Here is a 17,774-nt window from a genome sequence, read left to right as displayed (position 1 = left end):
TTTTTAATGATAATTGAAGCCTCGATAAGGGTAAAAGTGAATATATAAAAAGAATTGAAAGGCGAAAAGATTTATGAGGAAAAACAATAGAGGAAAATTTTATATAATTATAGGTCTGATATTTATCATTGCAGGTATGTCTTTTATCGGCTACCAAAAGTATAGGCTGTCACAAAGAAACAAGGCAGCTAAGGACTTGGAGGAGCGGATGCAGGCTAAGATGAGTGAAAATAAAAAGTCAGATGTCCTTGATTTTAATAAAGACGAGCCCAATGAAGAGCCAACAGACACTGAGATTGTTGACGAAGGTGATACAGAACTTTTGGACAAGGAGGATGCGCTGGCTGTTATTAGGATTGACAAGCTGGATATTCTCTTGCCCATTTATCCGTCAACTAGGGAAAAATATTTGATGGATGGGGTTGGCATAATCGAAACGACCGACAAACCGGTGAGTGAAGCTGGGACGACTTGTGCCCTTGCAGGCCACCGCGGTGGCTATAATGAAGAGGATTCTTTTCTCCACATAGATAAGTTGGAGGAGGGCGATGAGATTAAAATTACAAGTGCTGAGGAGGTTTTAACTTACAAGGTCTATGAAAAGGAAATTATAAAACCCGATGACTGGTCTAAGTTTAATCGCGAGGAGGACAAGACCAAACTGGTTTTAATGACTTGCCATCCATATCCTTACGATTATGAGAGACTTCTTGTCAAGGCCTACTTGGTTGATAAGGAATAGAAAATAAGATTATAAAGTCCGTGAGTTTTTGCTCACGGATTTTTATTGGGCAAGAGAGCGAGCGATAATGATGCTAATCGGTCCGTAGAGGCTAACTTTATGTTAGCCAAAACCGATTAGCATCGCTCGATTGGAAAGAGTCATAAGGAGAATTTCGGACAAAAAATTTTGTTTTATTTATGGGTATAATGTTTGTAGGAGGAAGGTTTATATGGGATTATTTGGAGAGAGAAAAACAAAGGAAGAAAAAATACAAGAATTTGTTGACCGCTATAAATTGGAAGATTTGGATAAAAAAGACGTTGAAACCTTGTATAAGTTGAGGAAGAGTAACTATCTACAAGCAGTGATAGAGCAAAATTTTATCATAATAAGAGAACTAAAAGAAATTAACAAGAATTTAGAAGATTTAAAAAACAAATAAAATATTAAAGCGGCTAAAGCACTTGAAAAAATCAGGTGCTTTTTATTTTTCCTTTAATGGGTAATATTAAAATAAGTGGAGAGTTTATTTTGTAAAGATAAGGAGAGATTATTATGAACGACATGATTAAAAAACAATTGGCCCACAGGACAATCAGGGCTTGGAAGGATAAAAAAGTTTCAGCTGCGGACTTGGAAATTTTTAAGGAAGTTATCCAAAGGACGGCGACATCCACGGGTATGCAAACATACTCTGTAATTCGCGTGGTGGATGCGGACAAGAAAAAAGCAATTTCAGATATTACAACTCAAGCCTATGTGGGGACTGCACCTGAATTATTTATTTTTATTGTAGATGGCTATAGGAATGCGCAGATTGCCAAAGAGTTAACTGGCAAAGATTATGCAAACGCTGGCGACATGGAGAGATTTTTCCAAGGCTTTACCGACGCCTGCCTGGCTGCACAAAATTTGACCAATGCCATTGAATCCATGGATATGGGGGCTGTTTATTTGGGATCGATTTTAAATGACGTGCCAAAGCTAATTGAAATTTTAGACTTGCCTGAGTACACTTTCCCAGTCTTAGGCGTCGCCTTTGGTTATCCTGACCAAGATCCAATGCTAAAGCCAAGAATGGATATGGATTTAAGATTTTTTGAAGACGGCTACAATAAATTTGATAATATGCTTGACGAGATTGCAGATTATGACAAGGAAATGCAAACTTATTATGACACAAGGCAGGCTGACAAGCCGCTGGATTCCTTCTCCAAGCAAGTGGTGGCCAGACTTGAAAACACAAGTGAAAAAAGACAAAAAATGGTCCAATATATCAAGGACCAAGGATTTGATTTAAAACTAGATTAAAATTAGCCCTTTTAAGAGGGCTTTTTTCTTGAAATAAAATAGCAATCTGCTATAATAAAGTTAATATAAAACTAAAGGAGGTTCTTGTGAATAGAAAATCATTTTTTAAATTTCTAGCAGTTTTTTCATTTGTAGGCCTGTGCATTTTTGCCTTTGGCCCAGACATAAAGGCTTTTACTGACGTGGATTCGACCACAAAAAATGTGGACGCTATTATGGATCTATATAATCGCGGCATTATAAATGGCTATGACGACGGATCTTTTAAGCCGGATAATTCAATCACTCGCGGCGAGGTGGCCATCATGATCTCAAAGGCTTTTGCTTATGATGACACGACTGCTATTTTAAATTTTAGGGACGTGCCTGCCGATGCATGGCTTCATCCTTATGTAATGAGGGTTGCTAATGCCAGTGTAATGGGTAGTGTGGGCTCCGATAATTTTGGCCCTATGCAAAATATTACTTACGATGAGATTTTGAAAATTGCAATTTCGATTATGGGCAAGGATGACTTGGTCAAGCTAATGGGTGGTTGGCCAAATGGTTATTCGCACACTGCCCAGGCCATGGGACTTGCTGATTTAAAAATTTATGGCTCAAATATGGCTAGTCGTGCTGATGTGTGCCAAGTTATTAGTAATATTTTTAAATACGATTCCTATAAAGATATTAAAGTTGGTTCTGAAAAAATTGAAATTGGCATGGATACAAATCTTTTGCCTAGACCAGATGAAACGGCACCTTCAACTTGGAAGGGTACAGACTGGTGGTTTTATAATACCAGTAATTACGAAAATTTCTATGCCCTTTTGGTAAAGGACAATTATGTTTTTGGCCTGGCGGCTATTGGATCTGGCTTTGAATTCAATGGCAAGAAGGCCGGCGATGATGCAAATGACAACCATGGAGTGGTTCCCTTTGACGTTTTTTATGAAGACAAAAATGATGGAGACAGAGTCCATGGCATGTACACTTATTTCTTGTTGGTGAATAACGAAAAGCAGTATCAAGATTTATCTGGCCAAGATAGGGCCATCTACCATTTTACAAATGCCTTTAGGGTTTACCATGGCAAGGCTCCTTTAGAATGGGATGACAGGTTGGTAACAGCTGCTCGCCTCCACTGCGAGGACATGGGGGAAAATAATTATTTTAACCACACAAGTCTGGATGGCAGAAGTCCAAGCGACCGGGTTAAGGCTCAGGGTGTTTCCTATGGGGCCGGAGAAAATATTTCGGCTGGTTATGCAGGGGCCTTTGAAGCCTACAATGGCTGGGTTAATTCTGAGGGCCACAGAGACAATATGTTAAATGATAGTTATCAGACCCTGGGAGTTGGGTCAGCTTATGTTAATTCAGGTAGCTATCAGACTTTCTTTACGCAAAACTTCTCATTCTCCGATAGAAGGGGTTATTGGGACTAAAAAATATTTGCCTGCAGGAAAATTCTTGCAGGTTTTTTTATTGGAAAGGAAATTAATTTTAGAATTTTTCTGGCAAAAATTTTGAAGAATTACAGTTTGCAAGAAATTTTAAAAAGAAAATATAAATTGTTTAAAAGCATGAGGACTGGGTATAATAATTGTAGGTCAAGAAAGGTCAAAGACAAAAAAGGAAGTGAATTTATGGAGTATAAAGATTATTATAAAATTTTAGGCGTGGATAAGAATGCCACAGCTGATGAAATAAAATCCAGTTTTAGAAAGCTGGCAAAAAAATATCATCCGGATTTAAATCCGGACAATGCGGAAGCAGAACAAAAATTTAAGGAGATTAACGAGGCTTACGAAGTTTTAAGCGACGAAAAGAAGCGCAAGACTTACGATCGCTTTGGTACTACAAATAATTTTACCGGCGGACAAAACTTTGATCCAAATGCTTATGGTTATAGTGGCTTTAGTGGAACTGGTAATGCAGACTTCAGCGATTTCTTTAATATGTTCTTTGGCGGAGGCGGCAGCTCAAGGACTTACACGTCCTCTGGCTCTGGCTTTGGTTTTGAAGATTTGTTTGGTGGCGGCAGGAGGTCAAGCCGGGGTCCACAAAATTATGAGATGGACCTGGATCTTACCCTTTATGAAGCTATGACTGGGACGACAAAGAGACTTAGCCTAGATATTGGCGGTCAAGTTAAAAATATTGAAGTAAAGGTCCCGCGCGGCATCACAGATGGCAAAAAAATCCGTGTCCGCGGCAGCAAGTGGGGCATAGACAATGATATTTTATTTAAAGTTAAGGTAAATCCTTATCCTTACGAGCTAAAAGGCTTGGATATTTACAAGGATATTGAACTCTATCCTTGGGAAGCTTACTTTGGCGTAGAAAAAGAAATTGATATTTTGGGAACCAAGATTAAATTAAAGACTCCGCCTAATATGCAAACTGGCAAAAAAATTAAGATCAAAGGCAAGGGTTTTGTTGATTTAAAGAAAAATACGGGCGATTTTTACGCAGTTGTCAATATTGTAAATCCGACTAATCTTTCCAAAGAAAAGGAGGATTTGTTAAGAAAGTTGGGTGAATAAAATGAATATGAATGACAAGATGACTATTAAAACCATCGAGGCTATCAATAAATCCGTTGAATACCAAAAGGAATATAAAAATCCTGAGATTTCAAATTGGAATTTGCTTTTGGCAATGCTAAATGGCGACTCGGTGGTAAATTTGATTTTTAATAAACTAAATGTGGACACAAGGGCTTTGGAGGCTGACGTGCAGGCGGAAATCAATAAAATCCCTCAGGCTTCGGAGGTAAACGCCTACATGTCCAAAGAAATGTCAGATGTGCTGGCTCAGGCCGACAATATCAGGTCGGACTTTAGGGATTCCTATTTGAGCCTGGAACATATTTTGCTGGCGATGGTTGAAAAATCTCCAGACATAAAAAAGATTTTAAATAAATATAATGTAGATAAAAATAAGATTTTGGAGGTGCTTATGGATATTAGAGGAAATCAAAATATAAATACAGATAATCCCGAATCAACCATGGATGCCCTTCAAAGATTTGGCAGAGATCTGGTTGAAGAGGCAAAATCCGGTAAGATGGATCCTGTAATTGGCCGTGATGATGAGATTAGAGACGTAATTAGAATCCTTTCAAGAAGGACCAAGAACAATCCTGTTTTAATTGGCGAACCCGGCGTAGGTAAAACTGCAATTATCGAAGGGCTTGCCCAAAGAATTGTTAAAAACGACGTGCCAACAGGTTTGAGGGATAAGACAATTTATGAGCTCGATATGGGGGCCCTCATTGCAGGGGCCAAGTATCGGGGCGAATTTGAAGAAAGATTAAAGACCGTTTTAAATGAAGTTGAAAAATCAGACGGTCAAATTATTTTGTTTGTGGACGAAATTCACACTATAGTTGGCGCTGGTAAGACCGAAGGGTCAATGGATGCCGGCAATATGTTAAAGCCGCTCCTCGCTCGTGGTCAGCTCCACATGATTGGCGCCACGACTTTGGATGAGTACAGGCAATATATAGAAAAAGATCCAGCCCTTGAAAGGCGTTTCCAAAAAGTTTACGTTGGAGAGCCGACGGTTGAAGATACGATTTCAATTTTAAGGGGAATCAAGGAAAAATATGAAGTCCACCACGGGATTAGAATATCAGATGGAGCTGTAATTGCTGCTGCCACTATGAGTAACCGCTATATTACGGACAGGTTTTTACCAGACAAGGCAATCGACCTAATGGACGAAGCCTGCGCCATGGTTAGAACGCAAATTGATTCGAGCCCAGTGGAAATTGATGAGCTGGAAAGAAAAATTTTACAATTGGAAATCGAAGCTCAAGCTTTGAAAAAAGAAACAGACGACAAGAGCAAGAAGCGTCTTGAAATTTTGGAAGGTGAGTTGAAGGCCGACAAGGAAAAACACCAAGTCCTAAGAGACAAGTGGGAAGCAGAGAAGGCTGAGATTGAAAAGTCCAAAGAGCTTAAGGCCAAGATCGACCAAGTCAAAACTGAAATCGAACGCGAAGAAAGAAATTATAATCTAGAAAAGATTTCAGAGTTAAAATACGGTGAACTCCCAAGACTTGAACAAGAGTTAAAGGAATTAAATGAGAAAGAATCTGGCGACCTCATGCTCAATGTCGAAGTCACTGAAAATGAAATTGCAAAAGTTGTAAACGAATGGACGGGCATACCTGTTAGCAAGCTTTCGCAAACCGACAAGGATAAGCTTTTGAACTTAGGTGACGAACTCCACAAGAGGGTTATCGGCCAAGACAAGGCAGTAGATGCAATTGTTGATGCAATCTTAAGGTCACGGGCAGGACTGCAAAATCAAAATCGTCCTGTGGGCTCTTTTATCTTCCTGGGACCAACTGGTGTTGGTAAGACGGAACTTTCAAAGGCCCTAACCGAATATCTTTTCGATGATGAAAAGAATATGGTCCGTATCGATATGAGTGAGTATATGGAAAAGTTTTCAGTATCAAGGCTCATCGGTGCGCCTCCAGGATATGTTGGCTACGAAGAAGGCGGCCAACTCACAGAGGCTGTTCGCAGGAGACCCTATTCAGTCGTCTTGTTTGATGAAATTGAAAAGGCCCATCCGGATGTTTTCAATTTGCTCTTGCAAGTTCTGGACGACGGCAGGCTAACTGACAACCGAGGACGAGTGGTTGACTTTACCAATACGATTTTGATTATGACTTCAAATATTGGGTCCAGGTATTTGCTGGACGGCATTGACGAAAATGGAGAAATTTCAAAAGAAGCCCAAGATCAAGTGAACGAGGCTCTAAAAGCTTCCTTTAGGCCAGAGTTTTTAAACAGAATTGACGATATTGTAATGTTTAAGCCTCTTACAAGAGACAATATGAAGGCCATTATTGACCTTGAACTTGCAAGCATCAATTCACGCCTAAAGGATAGGAATATCACACTTGAAATCACCGATGCATGTGAAGATTTTATTATCGAATCCGCCTACGACCCAGCCTATGGGGCAAGACCGATCAAGAGATTTATGAATCAAAATCTGGAATCCGCACTTGCTAAAGCCATTATCAAGGGTGACATCTTGGAAAACACCAAGGTTGTAATCGATGTAGAAAATGATGAATTGAAATTCATCAGCCAATAAAATTTTAAAAAATTTAAATTGATTAGGGGAGATTTTTATCTCCTCTTTTTTCTTGCAAAATCAATTGCCTTCTATGGATTAAAACTTGAAAAAAATGCCTGATTTGTATATACTATAAAGAGATGTATTTACATGAAAGGAGAATACTATGAAGAGATTTTTTTCAGGATTAATGCTTGTATTTGCAGTTATTATTTTGACCACCACCGCTCATGCACGCAAGCTCACAATCCTAGTTAATGGACAAGATATATCAGATAAAAGTCAAAGCCTAATTGTAAACGACAGGGTAATGGTTCCAATTAGATTTGTTTCTGAAGCCTTGGGCAAAGAAGTAACTTATAATGAAGCTTTAAAAGAAGTTGTCATATCAGAAGGAGAGAAAAAAGTAAAGCTTAGAATAAATAGCTCTCTCATTGAAAAATCAAATGGAGAATTTATTATTTCAGATGTTAAGGCTATTGCAAAAAACGATAGGACTTACGTGCCTGTCCGTGCAGTTGCAGAGGCCTTTGACCTATTTGTTGGCTACGATTTTCAAACCAATACAGTTACCATAAAAAACGGCAGTCAAAACCCAGCCGATAAGTATTCTGTTAATGGCCTTACTGACCAAGTGACTGATGCGATCACATTAACCGCTGAGGCTGGATCAAATTTGGCTCCAAGAATTAAGACCACAAAATTATTTGTAATCGATCCCATTACTAGAAAGGGATTGGTTAACGACATTTCAAATAATATGACTGTAAAATATTTGCCATGGGAGACTTCGTCTTTTAAAATCTTAGCCCTTGTAAGCTATGATGCCAACGGAAATATTGTTGCAGGCAGGGGTAGAAAAGTTCAAACCAAAATTATGCCCCGTGTTCAAATTACAGGGCCAGGAGAAGGCAGCGACAACAACGACTATGTTGAAATCACTCCTAGCATAAACTTTGTGGCAAAGACAGTTTCATATACGGTGACTGATCTCGCTACAAATGTTGCTACAACCTATGACGATAGAGATCCTTATGCTTCATGGGCACTCACACTAAATGGTGGAGAGTCCAAGAGCGTTATGGTAACTATGAATGCTGTGGACATGGCTGGCAACAATTATTTATCAAATTCCATTTCCTTTAATCTGACCACACCTAAAAAACTTAGCTTAACTGGTATCAAGGCTGGTCAAAAGATTGACAGGACTTTTAATGTAAATGTAAACAGAAATTTTGATGTAAAATCTACCAGATATTATCTGGGCAATGGTGCAGGGGAAAGCCTCTTGGAAGAAAAGCCATACGGGGCCCATATATTTAATCCGGCAGCTGACCTAGGCGGATCTTATTATCTGCGTGCAGAAGTTGATTTGCCAGACGGCACAACTATGTCAACTGATAGGATAAATGTGAATATTATTCCTGGCTCCAGATTGCTTCTTCAAGGCCTTGGACCAAATGCTGTAATCTCAGAGCCAATCGAATTAAAATACGACAGCAATATTGACCACTCCGCTGTGAGATATGTATTCTATGGACCTGAAAATTTCGTTGTAGACGGAATTTTAAAGGGCAAAATTGAATTTAATCCTGCTGGCAAAAAAGATGGCCAGTACAAGGTTTACGCAGAAGTTGATACAGCCGCAGGCAAGGTTAAGAGCGAAGCTGTTAATGTTAAAATTCACAATGCAAAAACTTTTGGCCCACGTCCAGTCGTTCAAAAAGACGAATTTATAAATGTCTTTTCAAAGATGGCTGTGGATACTTTCAACAAATACAATATGGCAGCCTCCATACAAATGGCCCAAGGAATCTTGGAAACCGGTTGGGGACAATATGTGCCAGTTGACAAATACACAGGTAAACTTTCCAGAAACCTCTTTGGTATCAAGGGCAAGTCCACAAATGGATCTGTGCTTTCAAACACTTGGGAAGAGTACAACGGTGTAAAATACAGGATTGATGATAATTTTAGAGCCTACAATACTCTAAATGAATCATGGAATGACCACAATGATTTACTTTTAAAGAGAGAACGCTATCAAATATTTAGAGATGTTATTTACGACCCAATTAGGGGTGCGTGGGCAATTAGGCGTGCAGGTTATGCAACCGACTCCAAGTACCCAGGCAAGTTAATTAACATTATAGAAAAACAAAACTTGAGGAGATTTGACGAGGTAGATTTTTAAGATGTCTATTATTACAAATGACGAAGAGGGGATAAAAAAGGCTGGCAGGCTCTTGCGTGAGGGCAGACTTGTGGCTTTTCCAACTGAAACTGTTTACGGCCTGGGCGCCAACGGCTTAAATGAAGAAGCGGTAAAAAATATTTTTATTACCAAGGGCAGGCCCCAGGATAATCCGCTGATCTTGCACATAGCAGATAAGTCTTGGTTGACTGATATAGCTGAAGAGATCCCAGAATATGTAAATGAATTAATGGATGCATTTTGGCCGGGGCCCATGAGTATAATTTTAAAGGCCAAGGCTGAGATTCCTCGCACTACAACAGCAGGATTGGACACAGTTGCAATTAGATTTCCTAATCATAAAATTGCCAAGGCAATAATTGCTGAAGCTGGGGTACCAATTGCGGCTCCGTCGGCAAATTTATCTGGCCGACCCAGTCCAACCAATTTTCGCGACTGCTACAATGACTTAAAGGACAAGGATGTCTATGTCTTTGAAGGCGGCGAGACGGATATTGGTATAGAAAGCACGGTTATACTTTGCACTTCATATCCGCCACAAATTTTACGACCGGGCAAGATTGATGCAGACGCTATCAAACGCGTGGTCGGTGATGTGATTGTGGGGGCGGTCGACAAGACTGTTGTAAGGAGTCCGGGGCAAAAGTATGGACATTATATGGCCAAGAAGCCGACGCTTTTACTGGATATGAAGCCAGAGGATGCAGACCAGCTCTTGGAAAAAATAAAACCCAATGCGATTTTTATATCTGCAGAGGAAAATAAATATCAAGCGAAAGAGAATATAGTAATTGGTTCATATTTTAATCCAGACCAGGCGGCCAAACATTATTTTAAATCACTGAGGGACGCCGACATGATGGATGGAGATATGATTGTTATACAAGGTTTTTCGAAGGAAGGCATTGGCGAGGCTTTGTTCAACAGAATGAAAAAGTCAGCCTCAGGAAAAGTTATGGAGGACAAGGATGAAGATTGGATTTGCTAGCGATCACGGTGGATACGAGCTCAAAAAAGAAGTTATGAAAGCCGTGGCAGACATGGGATACGAATGCTTTGACTATGGATCTTTTGAAGGCGAAAGGGTAGATTATCCTGATTATGCAAAAAAGGCCTGTGAGGCTATAGTGGCAGGAGATGTGGACCTGGGCATGTTATTTTGCGGAACAGGCATCGGCATTTCGATTGCAGCCAACAAGGTAAAGGGCATTAGGTGTGCACTTTTGACTGAGGGTTACTCAGCCAAGATGGCCAAGGAACACAACAACGCCAACTGCATAGCCATGGGTGGCAGGACCATTGGACCAAACCTAGCAATTGATATAGTAAAGAGCTTTTTACAAGCAGAATTCCAAGGAGACCGCCATCAAAAGCGTCTTGATAAAATTTCAAAAATGGAGGAAAGATAATGGGCAGAGTTATAGAGTGCAATCATCCGCTAGTTCAACACAAGCTAGCTATACTTAGAAATGTAAACACAGGTGCCAAAGATTTTAGAGAATTGGTTACTGAAATTACCATGCTTATGGGTTACGAGGTAACACGTGATTTGCCATTGGAAAAAAGGACGATCAAAACTCCAATGGGAGATGCTGAAGTCAATATGATTTCTGGCAAAAAAATTGGCATTGTTCCAATTTTAAGAGCTGGCCTTGGCATGGTAGATGGATTTTTAAATTTAATCCCAGCTGCAAAGGTTGGTCACATTGGAATGTACAGGGACCCAGAAACTTTTAAGCCTGTTACTTATTATTGCAAGATGCCAGAGGACGTAACCAAGAGACAAATTATTGTTATAGACCCAATGCTTGCAACAGGCGGCTCTGCAATTGATGCTATAAATGAGCTTAAAGAAATGGGAGTAAAGTCCATCAAGCTTGCAAATATTATTGCAGCTCCAGAGGGCATTGAAGCTGTACAAAAAGCTCACCCTGACGTAGATATTTTTGTAGCTTCAATTGACGAAAGATTAAATGACCACAAGTATATTATACCTGGACTTGGAGACGCAGGAGATAGGCTCTTCGGTACAAAATAATGAGTGATTTTTACATTTTATTAGTGGCGGCACTTACATCTTTTGTTTTACTGCCATTTAATATTTATGCCTCAAAAAAATTTGGCCTGGTGGATGTGCCCAAGGACAATCGTAGGATGCACAAGGATGCTGTGCCAACAGTGGGTGGGATAAGTATCTTTATCTCCCTTATGGCAGTTACTTTGATCTTTGTGCCCATGTCTAGAAAACTTGCCTTTATGCTCGCGGGAGCGACTGTAATTGCTATAACAGGTCTTATAGACGATATAAAAAATATAAAACCCTTACACAAGATGTTGGGACAAATAATTGCCGCTGGTCTTGCTCTTTATGGGGGCATTAGCATTAACATGATTTCGAATCCCTTCCATGCAGGACAGATTATAAACATGGGAATTGTTGGTCCAATTCTTACAATGTTTTGGATAGTTGGAGTTACCAATGCCCTTAACTTTGTAGATGGGTTAGACGGTTTGTGCGCAGGTCTTTCTGCTATATCTGCCCTGACCTTTTACTTTGCATCGGAAACTGTTTCTTTCGTACCGCAAGTTGCCTTGGCTTTGGCTGGGGCTGCCCTTGGATTTTTGCCCTACAATTTTAATCCGGCAAAAATTTTTATGGGAGACACAGGAGCCTTATTACTCGGTTACATGTTGGCATGTATATCGGTAGAGGGGGTTGTCAAATCGGTAGCCGCCATGAGTATAATAATTCCAATATTTATTTTGGCCCTACCAGTTTTTGATACGCTTTTTGCAATTGTAAGGCGGATGGCAAACAATCAAAAAATAATGACAGCCGACAAGGGCCATCTTCACCATAGGCTAGTTCAAAAGGGTTTTTCCGTCAGGCAAACCGTTTTGATTTTATATGTGATTAGCATTTTGTTTTCAATCCTCGGCTTCGTTATATCTGAGGTTGAACCATCGATGGCAATTATAATTGCAGTTTTAGCCTTTGTAATTGTATTGCTATTTGGTTTCCTCTTTGGGTTTTTTAAAGGGGACAAGGATAGGCACAAAGGAGAATAATTTGATAAAAGTTTTGATGATAATCGGCACAAGGCCGGAGATAATTAAATGCTTCCCAGTTATTAAAGCTCTCAGAGAAGATGAGGACTTTGATGTGCGAGTGGTCTTTACTGGCCAGCACAGGGAGCTTTTGGATATGATGATCGAAGATATTGGCATTGACGATTATATAAATTTAAGGATTTTTGAAGACGGGCAAAGTCTTTCAAAGATTACATCCCACGCTTTGGAAGCACTCGATACTTTGGAGGAACGCGACTTTGACTACTGCTTAGTCCAGGGCGACACCACAACTGTATTTGCAGGAGCTCTGTGGGCCTTCTATAACAAAATCAAGGTGGGCCATATTGAAGCGGGCCTCAGGTCTGAAAATATTTACAGCCCTTATCCAGAAGAGGCAAACCGCAAGATGGTCAGCCAAATTGCCCACTTAAATTTTGCACCAACTGAAGCAGCCAGGGAAAATTTAATTCACGATGGCATAGATGAGGATTCTATATTTGTAACGGGTAATACTGTAATAGATGCTCTTAAGCTCAGCTACCGGGAAGATTATAAATTTAAAAATGAATTTTTAAATAATCTGCCAACTGGTAAAAAAGTTTTGATGACGGCCCACCGCAGGGAAAACCAAGATAATTTGGAAGAAATTTTTACAGCAATCAGAGATGCTGCTGTAAAAAATGATGCCCATGTAATCTTTCCTATGCACTTGACCCCAAGGATCAGGGAGGCTGCAGATAAATATTTGGCCCCGAGTGATAATTTTACTTTGATTGAACCAATCAGCTATTACGATATGGTTCACCTGATAAATCAAGTGGATATGGTAGTTACTGATTCAGGTGGCCTTCAAGAAGAGGCACCGGGCTTTGGTAAACCAGTCCTGGTTATCAGGAGGGAAACAGAAAGGCCAGAGGGCATTGAGGCTGGCACCTGCAAGTTAGTCGGCAATGAATACAAGGCAATTTATGAAAACTTAGACCAGCTCCTGCAAATGGGCAGCGAGTACGAAAAGATGAGCCACGCAGTCAATCCATATGGAGACGGCAAGGCATCACTTAGAATTAGAGACATATTAAAAGGAGATAAAAGATAATGGACCCAGGATCGAGTACGGGGTATTTGATTTCACTATTTGTTATCCTAGTGCTTTCAATAATCACGAGGATGTTAAGAACAGCGGTTATGACTTCGGATTCTACTAAGCTAGATGATAGACTTCAGAACCAAATTAAGAACAGAGAAAATGTAATCTCTAAACTCCAGCTCAATTATGAGCTTTTAAAGATAATTTTTGTTATGGTTTTTACAGCTATGGTAATCAGAAATTTGGACAAGGCTGATTTTGATAGAGCAATAGATATTTCAGTTTTTATTTGCTCAACCATAGCCGCCATGTTTATATATAATTTAATTACAATTGAATTTGCAGATAGATATGGTGCTTATAAGCCAAACCAAAGCTTGAAAACCTTGCAATTTTTCTTGGCTATAAAGATGATTATTATGGAGCCAATTCACAAGATTCGTGTGACTTTGAGCAATTTCTTTGCCAAGATAATTGGCCTGCCAAAGGTTACTAGCAAGGTTACCATTGACCAGATAAAAGTTTTGGTTGAAATTGGCGAGAAGCAAGGAATTATAAATACTGCTGAGAAGGAAATGATAGGAGGGGTTATGGAATTTAACGAAACCGTAGCCGAAGAAATTATGACCCCTAGGACAGAAGTCTTTATGATCGACATTAATTCAGAGCCAGATGAATATCTGGAAGACTTGGTTAACCACAGGTATTCTAGAATTCCCGTCTATGATGAAGACATAGATAACATTGTGGGAGTTCTTTACTTGAAAGACTTTTTGGCTATGGCTTACAAAAAGGGTTTTGACAATATTGATTTAAAACGCCTGATTAAACCTGCCTATTTTATGCCTGAGAGAAAAAATATTCACATTTTATTCCAAGAAATGCAAAGGTCCAATAAACATATGGCGGTTTTGATGGATGAATATGGTGGATTTTCGGGTATACTTACAATGGAAGATTTAACCGAGGAAATTATGGGTGAGATTGATGACGAGTTTGACGATGACGAACCAGACTGGTACGAGCTCACGCAAAATACAGCGGTTATTCAAGGAACTACAAGTATCAAGGACGTAAACGATATGCTGGGGATAAATCTCCCAGACGATACGGACGATTACGACACAATAGCGGGCTTTATTATCAGCAGGCTTGGCTTTATACCTGAAGACAACAAGGTCGATCTCATTGACTACGACGGGATCAGAATTAAGATTCTGGAAGTTGAAGACAGGCGGATAAAAAAGGTCAAGATTTTTATGACCAAGCCCAAGCAAGTTTTAGATGGAAAACAAGAGGAGGAAAAGCATGAGGCTTAGAAAAGAAGTTTATTTGGTATTGGCAGTAATTTTAATACTAGCCCTATTTATTATTTTTAGACCAAAGACAAAGTCAGATTTAGATTCTACTAACCTAGACGGAATTGAAATTAACACGGACACAGCTGACAGCTATATAAAGTTTGCTGATAACGACAGGGTTGGACTCTCTAATCCGGCTCCTATGTTTCTTATTGTAAATGGGTCTGTAATTAAAAATCCAGACATCAAAGCTATTGATGGAGCGGCTATGATACCTGCCGAAAAGTTTGCAGAAATCGTTGGCGCAAAGCTTGAGGTTTCTGAAAAGAATGGCGACGAATTTAATTTAAAAGCCGACAAGAAAAAAGGACTACCAGGGGTGACCTTCAGACTAAACGATGGAAGCTATGAGATCAATGCTAAATCAGAATTTATGGCTGGCAAACCTGTTCGCGACGGCAGAACTGTTTACCTTCCTGTAAAATCGTTTTTTGAAGCCTATGGCTACACAGTAACTTATACAAATGGTAAGACGGTCAAGGTTAATGAATTCCCTGTAATCCCTCTTTACCAACAGCTAATGGTTTACAAGTATGATGCTGATAAAAAAGCTATTACAAAAGAAGAGGCAATAAAAAGAGTTCAAGAGGAGTTAAAAGTTGCTTACAAGGCCAACTTTAACAAAAAATACAAGGCTCCAGATGATAGCGTTGACTGGATGAATCCAAGCCGCGAGGACGAATGGAGAATTAAAATTAACGAAGGCCTAGAAGTCAAAGCCGAAAACGATAGATACTATGTAATTCCTGTTGTCTATGATTTTTATGTAGACAAGTACACAGGAGAGATTTATTCTTTCTACCAAGGGCAAACCTTTGTTTACAAAAAGTTTGATCCAAAGGCACCGGGCTCTTTGGCTTTTCCGGGATAAGATTATTTAAAAGATAATTTTTAAGAGTTACAAACACCTGTTTTAAAAAATAGATCAGGTGTTTTTTTATGATTTTTTTATTTGTCTACTGTTAAAATTCCCTTAGATGTAGTATAATATAGTCGAGGTGAACATTATGGATAAGAAACAGCTAAGAGAATCTTTTTTGAAAAAAAGAGACGAGCTTGACACTGAATACAAGTTTGAAGCTGATGAGAAAATTTTAGACAAGTTATTGGGTTTAAAATCCTACATGCACGCAAATACAATTTGTTCATTTGTAAGCTTTAGGTCGGAAGTTGATACCCATGACTTTATAGAGGAGTCACTCAGACGGGGCAAGAGAGTCCTGGTACCAGTTGTAGATAAAGCTACAAATACTCTGATCCTTTGTGAAATAAGGAGCTTTTTGGAGCTCAAAAAGGGCTATATGGGTATACTGGAACCAGAAGTTAAGGAGGAAAATATCGTTGGCCCTGAAGCCATTGATCTCTGCATTGTTCCGGGAGCTGTTTTTGATGATTTTGGTTATAGGATTGGTTATGGTGGCGGTTATTACGATAGGCTGCTTCCTGAGCTTAGGTCTGATGCTAAAACAGTTGGTATCTGTTATGATATTCAACGCACTGAGAAGTTAGCACCAGATGAATATGATCAAAAAGTGCAAACCATAGTTACCGAATCACAGGTTTTAGATATATAAGGAGGATATTATGTCAAGATTTGTTGGAACTGTCTCGAGAGGGATTAGGACAAAGATTATAAAAGAAGGCGATGACCTAGTAAATATTGTATTAAATTCAGTTATGGATGCTGTTGCATCTGACAATATCCCCTTACACGATAGAGATATAGTAGGTGTAACCGAGGCAGTGCTTGCTAGGAGCCAAGGCAACTATGCCACTACTGAACAGATTGGTCATGACGTTAGAAACAAATTTGGAGGTGGCCATATTGGTCTTATTCATCCAATTTTAAGTAGAAATAGGTTTTCAGTTTGTTTGAAGGGTATAGCCAAGGGCGTGGATAAAATCACCCTCATGCTATCTTATCCTGCAGACGAAGTTGGCAACCACTTGCTATCTTATGAGCAATTGGAAAAGGCTGGAATTTACGATTACAGTCAGCTCTTTACCGAAGAAGAATACACCAAGCTCTTTGGTAGAAGCAAACACCCATTTACAAATGTGGATTACATTCAATTCTACCACGATTTAATTGAAGCTGAAGGCTGTGAATGTGAAATTATTTTCTCCAACAAGCCAACAGATATTTTAAAATATACAAACAATGTCTTAACTGCAGATATCCACTCCAGAAAAAGGACTATAAAGGCCCTACAAGTTGAAGGAGCAAATGTATTATCAATTGCAGATATCTTAAATGAAAGCGTTGACGGCAGCGGCTACAACGAAGAGTATGGTCTACTTGGTGCAAACATGGCTACAGAAGATATGGTTAAGCTCTTCCCACGCGACTCATTTAAATTTGCGAGTGATTTACAAGTAGCCTTTAAAGAAAGAACAGGTAAAAATATCGAATGCTTGATCTACGGTGACGGTGCTTTTAAGGACTCAGTTGGACAAATTTGGGAACTAGCTGACCCGGTTGTAAGCCCAGGTTATACCAAGGGTTTGGAAGGCGTTCCTAATGAATTGAAGTTAAAATACTTGGCTGACAATGATTTCAAAGATTTAAGGGGCGATGATTTAAGCCACGCAATTGTGGATGCCATCAAGCACAAGGAAGCTCAAGCTCTGGATGAAAATGCTAGACTTGGTACAACACCTAGAAAGCTAACTGATTTAATCGGCAGCCTTTGCGATCTTACAAGTGGATCTGGAGACAAGGGCACACCAATTATTTTAATCCAAGGATATTTCGACAGCCTAGCAGCTGAATAATTATAAAAAATATTTTCCACAGGCAGACTTATAAATTTTATAAGCTTTGCCTGTGGATTTTTTATGTAAAATTATATGTAAAACTAATTATAAGACAAATCTTAAAAATAATTTACAAAATAACTTTTTATTTGTTGAAAATTT

16 protein-coding genes are annotated in these 17,774 nt (G+C 39.3%); all 16 read left to right on the top strand.

The features are described from left to right. The first annotated feature begins 73 nt into the window (after window positions 1-73). The 16 genes from CUU59_RS05135 to CUU59_RS05060 all read left to right on the top strand — a co-directional run bounded on the left by CUU59_RS05135 (window position 74) and on the right by CUU59_RS05060 (window position 17,630). Entirely contained in the window at window positions 74-742 is a 669-nt protein-coding gene (locus CUU59_RS05135; RefSeq protein ID WP_099950932.1) for a class C sortase, read from the top strand. A 211-nt stretch (window positions 743-953) separates the two neighbouring features. Next, complete coding sequence (locus tag CUU59_RS05130) at window positions 954-1,166, top strand: hypothetical protein (protein WP_099950931.1); 213 nt, start codon at window positions 954-956, stop codon at window positions 1,164-1,166. A 113-nt stretch (window positions 1,167-1,279) separates the two neighbouring features. Beyond that, window positions 1,280-2,035 (top strand): nitroreductase family protein, encoded by a 756-nt coding sequence (locus CUU59_RS05125; RefSeq protein ID WP_099950930.1) that lies wholly within the window; start codon window positions 1,280-1,282, stop codon window positions 2,033-2,035. An 86-nt stretch (window positions 2,036-2,121) separates the two neighbouring features. Continuing rightward, entirely contained in the window at window positions 2,122-3,462 is a 1,341-nt protein-coding gene (locus CUU59_RS05120) for a CAP and S-layer homology domain-containing protein (RefSeq protein WP_099950929.1), read from the top strand. Between the two features lie 201 nt (window positions 3,463-3,663). Beyond that, on the top strand, window positions 3,664-4,563 hold the full coding sequence (locus CUU59_RS05115; RefSeq protein ID WP_099950928.1) for a DnaJ domain-containing protein: 900 nt from the start codon (window positions 3,664-3,666) through the stop codon (window positions 4,561-4,563). Window position 4,564: 1 nt separating this feature from the next. After that, entirely contained in the window at window positions 4,565-7,138 is a 2,574-nt protein-coding gene (gene clpB, locus CUU59_RS05110) for an ATP-dependent chaperone ClpB (RefSeq protein WP_425432816.1), read from the top strand. A gap of 148 nt (window positions 7,139-7,286) precedes the next feature. Further along, complete coding sequence (locus CUU59_RS05105; RefSeq protein ID WP_099950927.1) at window positions 7,287-9,314, top strand: stalk domain-containing protein; 2,028 nt, start codon at window positions 7,287-7,289, stop codon at window positions 9,312-9,314. 1 nt (window position 9,315) lies between these two features. Continuing rightward, entirely contained in the window at window positions 9,316-10,323 is a 1,008-nt protein-coding gene (locus CUU59_RS05100; RefSeq protein ID WP_099950926.1) for an L-threonylcarbamoyladenylate synthase, read from the top strand. Then, complete coding sequence (gene rpiB, locus CUU59_RS05095) at window positions 10,304-10,744, top strand: ribose 5-phosphate isomerase B (RefSeq protein WP_099950925.1); 441 nt, start codon at window positions 10,304-10,306, stop codon at window positions 10,742-10,744. The genes CUU59_RS05100 and rpiB overlap by 20 nt, the downstream gene beginning before the upstream one ends. After that, window positions 10,744-11,373 (top strand): uracil phosphoribosyltransferase, encoded by a 630-nt coding sequence (gene upp, locus CUU59_RS05090; RefSeq protein ID WP_075574692.1) that lies wholly within the window; start codon window positions 10,744-10,746, stop codon window positions 11,371-11,373. Before rpiB ends, upp begins: the two co-directional genes overlap by 1 nt. After that, complete coding sequence (locus CUU59_RS05085; protein ID WP_099950924.1) at window positions 11,373-12,404, top strand: glycosyltransferase family 4 protein; 1,032 nt, start codon at window positions 11,373-11,375, stop codon at window positions 12,402-12,404. Before upp ends, CUU59_RS05085 begins: the two co-directional genes overlap by 1 nt. Window position 12,405: 1 nt before the next feature. Continuing rightward, complete coding sequence (gene wecB, locus CUU59_RS05080; protein ID WP_342747448.1) at window positions 12,406-13,503, top strand: non-hydrolyzing UDP-N-acetylglucosamine 2-epimerase; 1,098 nt, start codon at window positions 12,406-12,408, stop codon at window positions 13,501-13,503. Next, window positions 13,503-14,813 carry a hemolysin family protein gene (locus tag CUU59_RS05075; RefSeq protein ID WP_099950923.1) on the top strand — a complete coding sequence of 437 codons (1,311 nt, stop codon included), beginning with the start codon at window positions 13,503-13,505 and terminating at the stop codon, window positions 14,811-14,813. Before wecB ends, CUU59_RS05075 begins: the two co-directional genes overlap by 1 nt. Continuing rightward, entirely contained in the window at window positions 14,803-15,726 is a 924-nt protein-coding gene (locus CUU59_RS05070; protein WP_169922864.1) for a stalk domain-containing protein, read from the top strand. The genes CUU59_RS05075 and CUU59_RS05070 overlap by 11 nt, the downstream gene beginning before the upstream one ends. Window positions 15,727-15,862: 136 nt before the next feature. Continuing rightward, window positions 15,863-16,429: a 5-formyltetrahydrofolate cyclo-ligase gene (locus tag CUU59_RS05065; protein ID WP_099950921.1), complete on the top strand. Its 567-nt coding sequence runs from the start codon at window positions 15,863-15,865 to the stop codon at window positions 16,427-16,429. 10 nt (window positions 16,430-16,439) lie between these two features. Then, window positions 16,440-17,630 carry a coenzyme F420-0:L-glutamate ligase gene (locus CUU59_RS05060; protein ID WP_099950920.1) on the top strand — a complete coding sequence of 397 codons (1,191 nt, stop codon included), beginning with the start codon at window positions 16,440-16,442 and terminating at the stop codon, window positions 17,628-17,630. Window positions 17,631-17,774: the final 144 nt, after the last annotated feature.

The sequence above is a fragment of the Ezakiella peruensis genome (genome assembly GCF_900215725.1).
Classification (GTDB): Bacteria; Bacillota; Clostridia; order Tissierellales; family Peptoniphilaceae; genus Ezakiella; species Ezakiella peruensis.
Note: the sequence above shows the minus strand (reverse complement) of the source record. Positions and strands in the feature narration are given on the sequence as shown.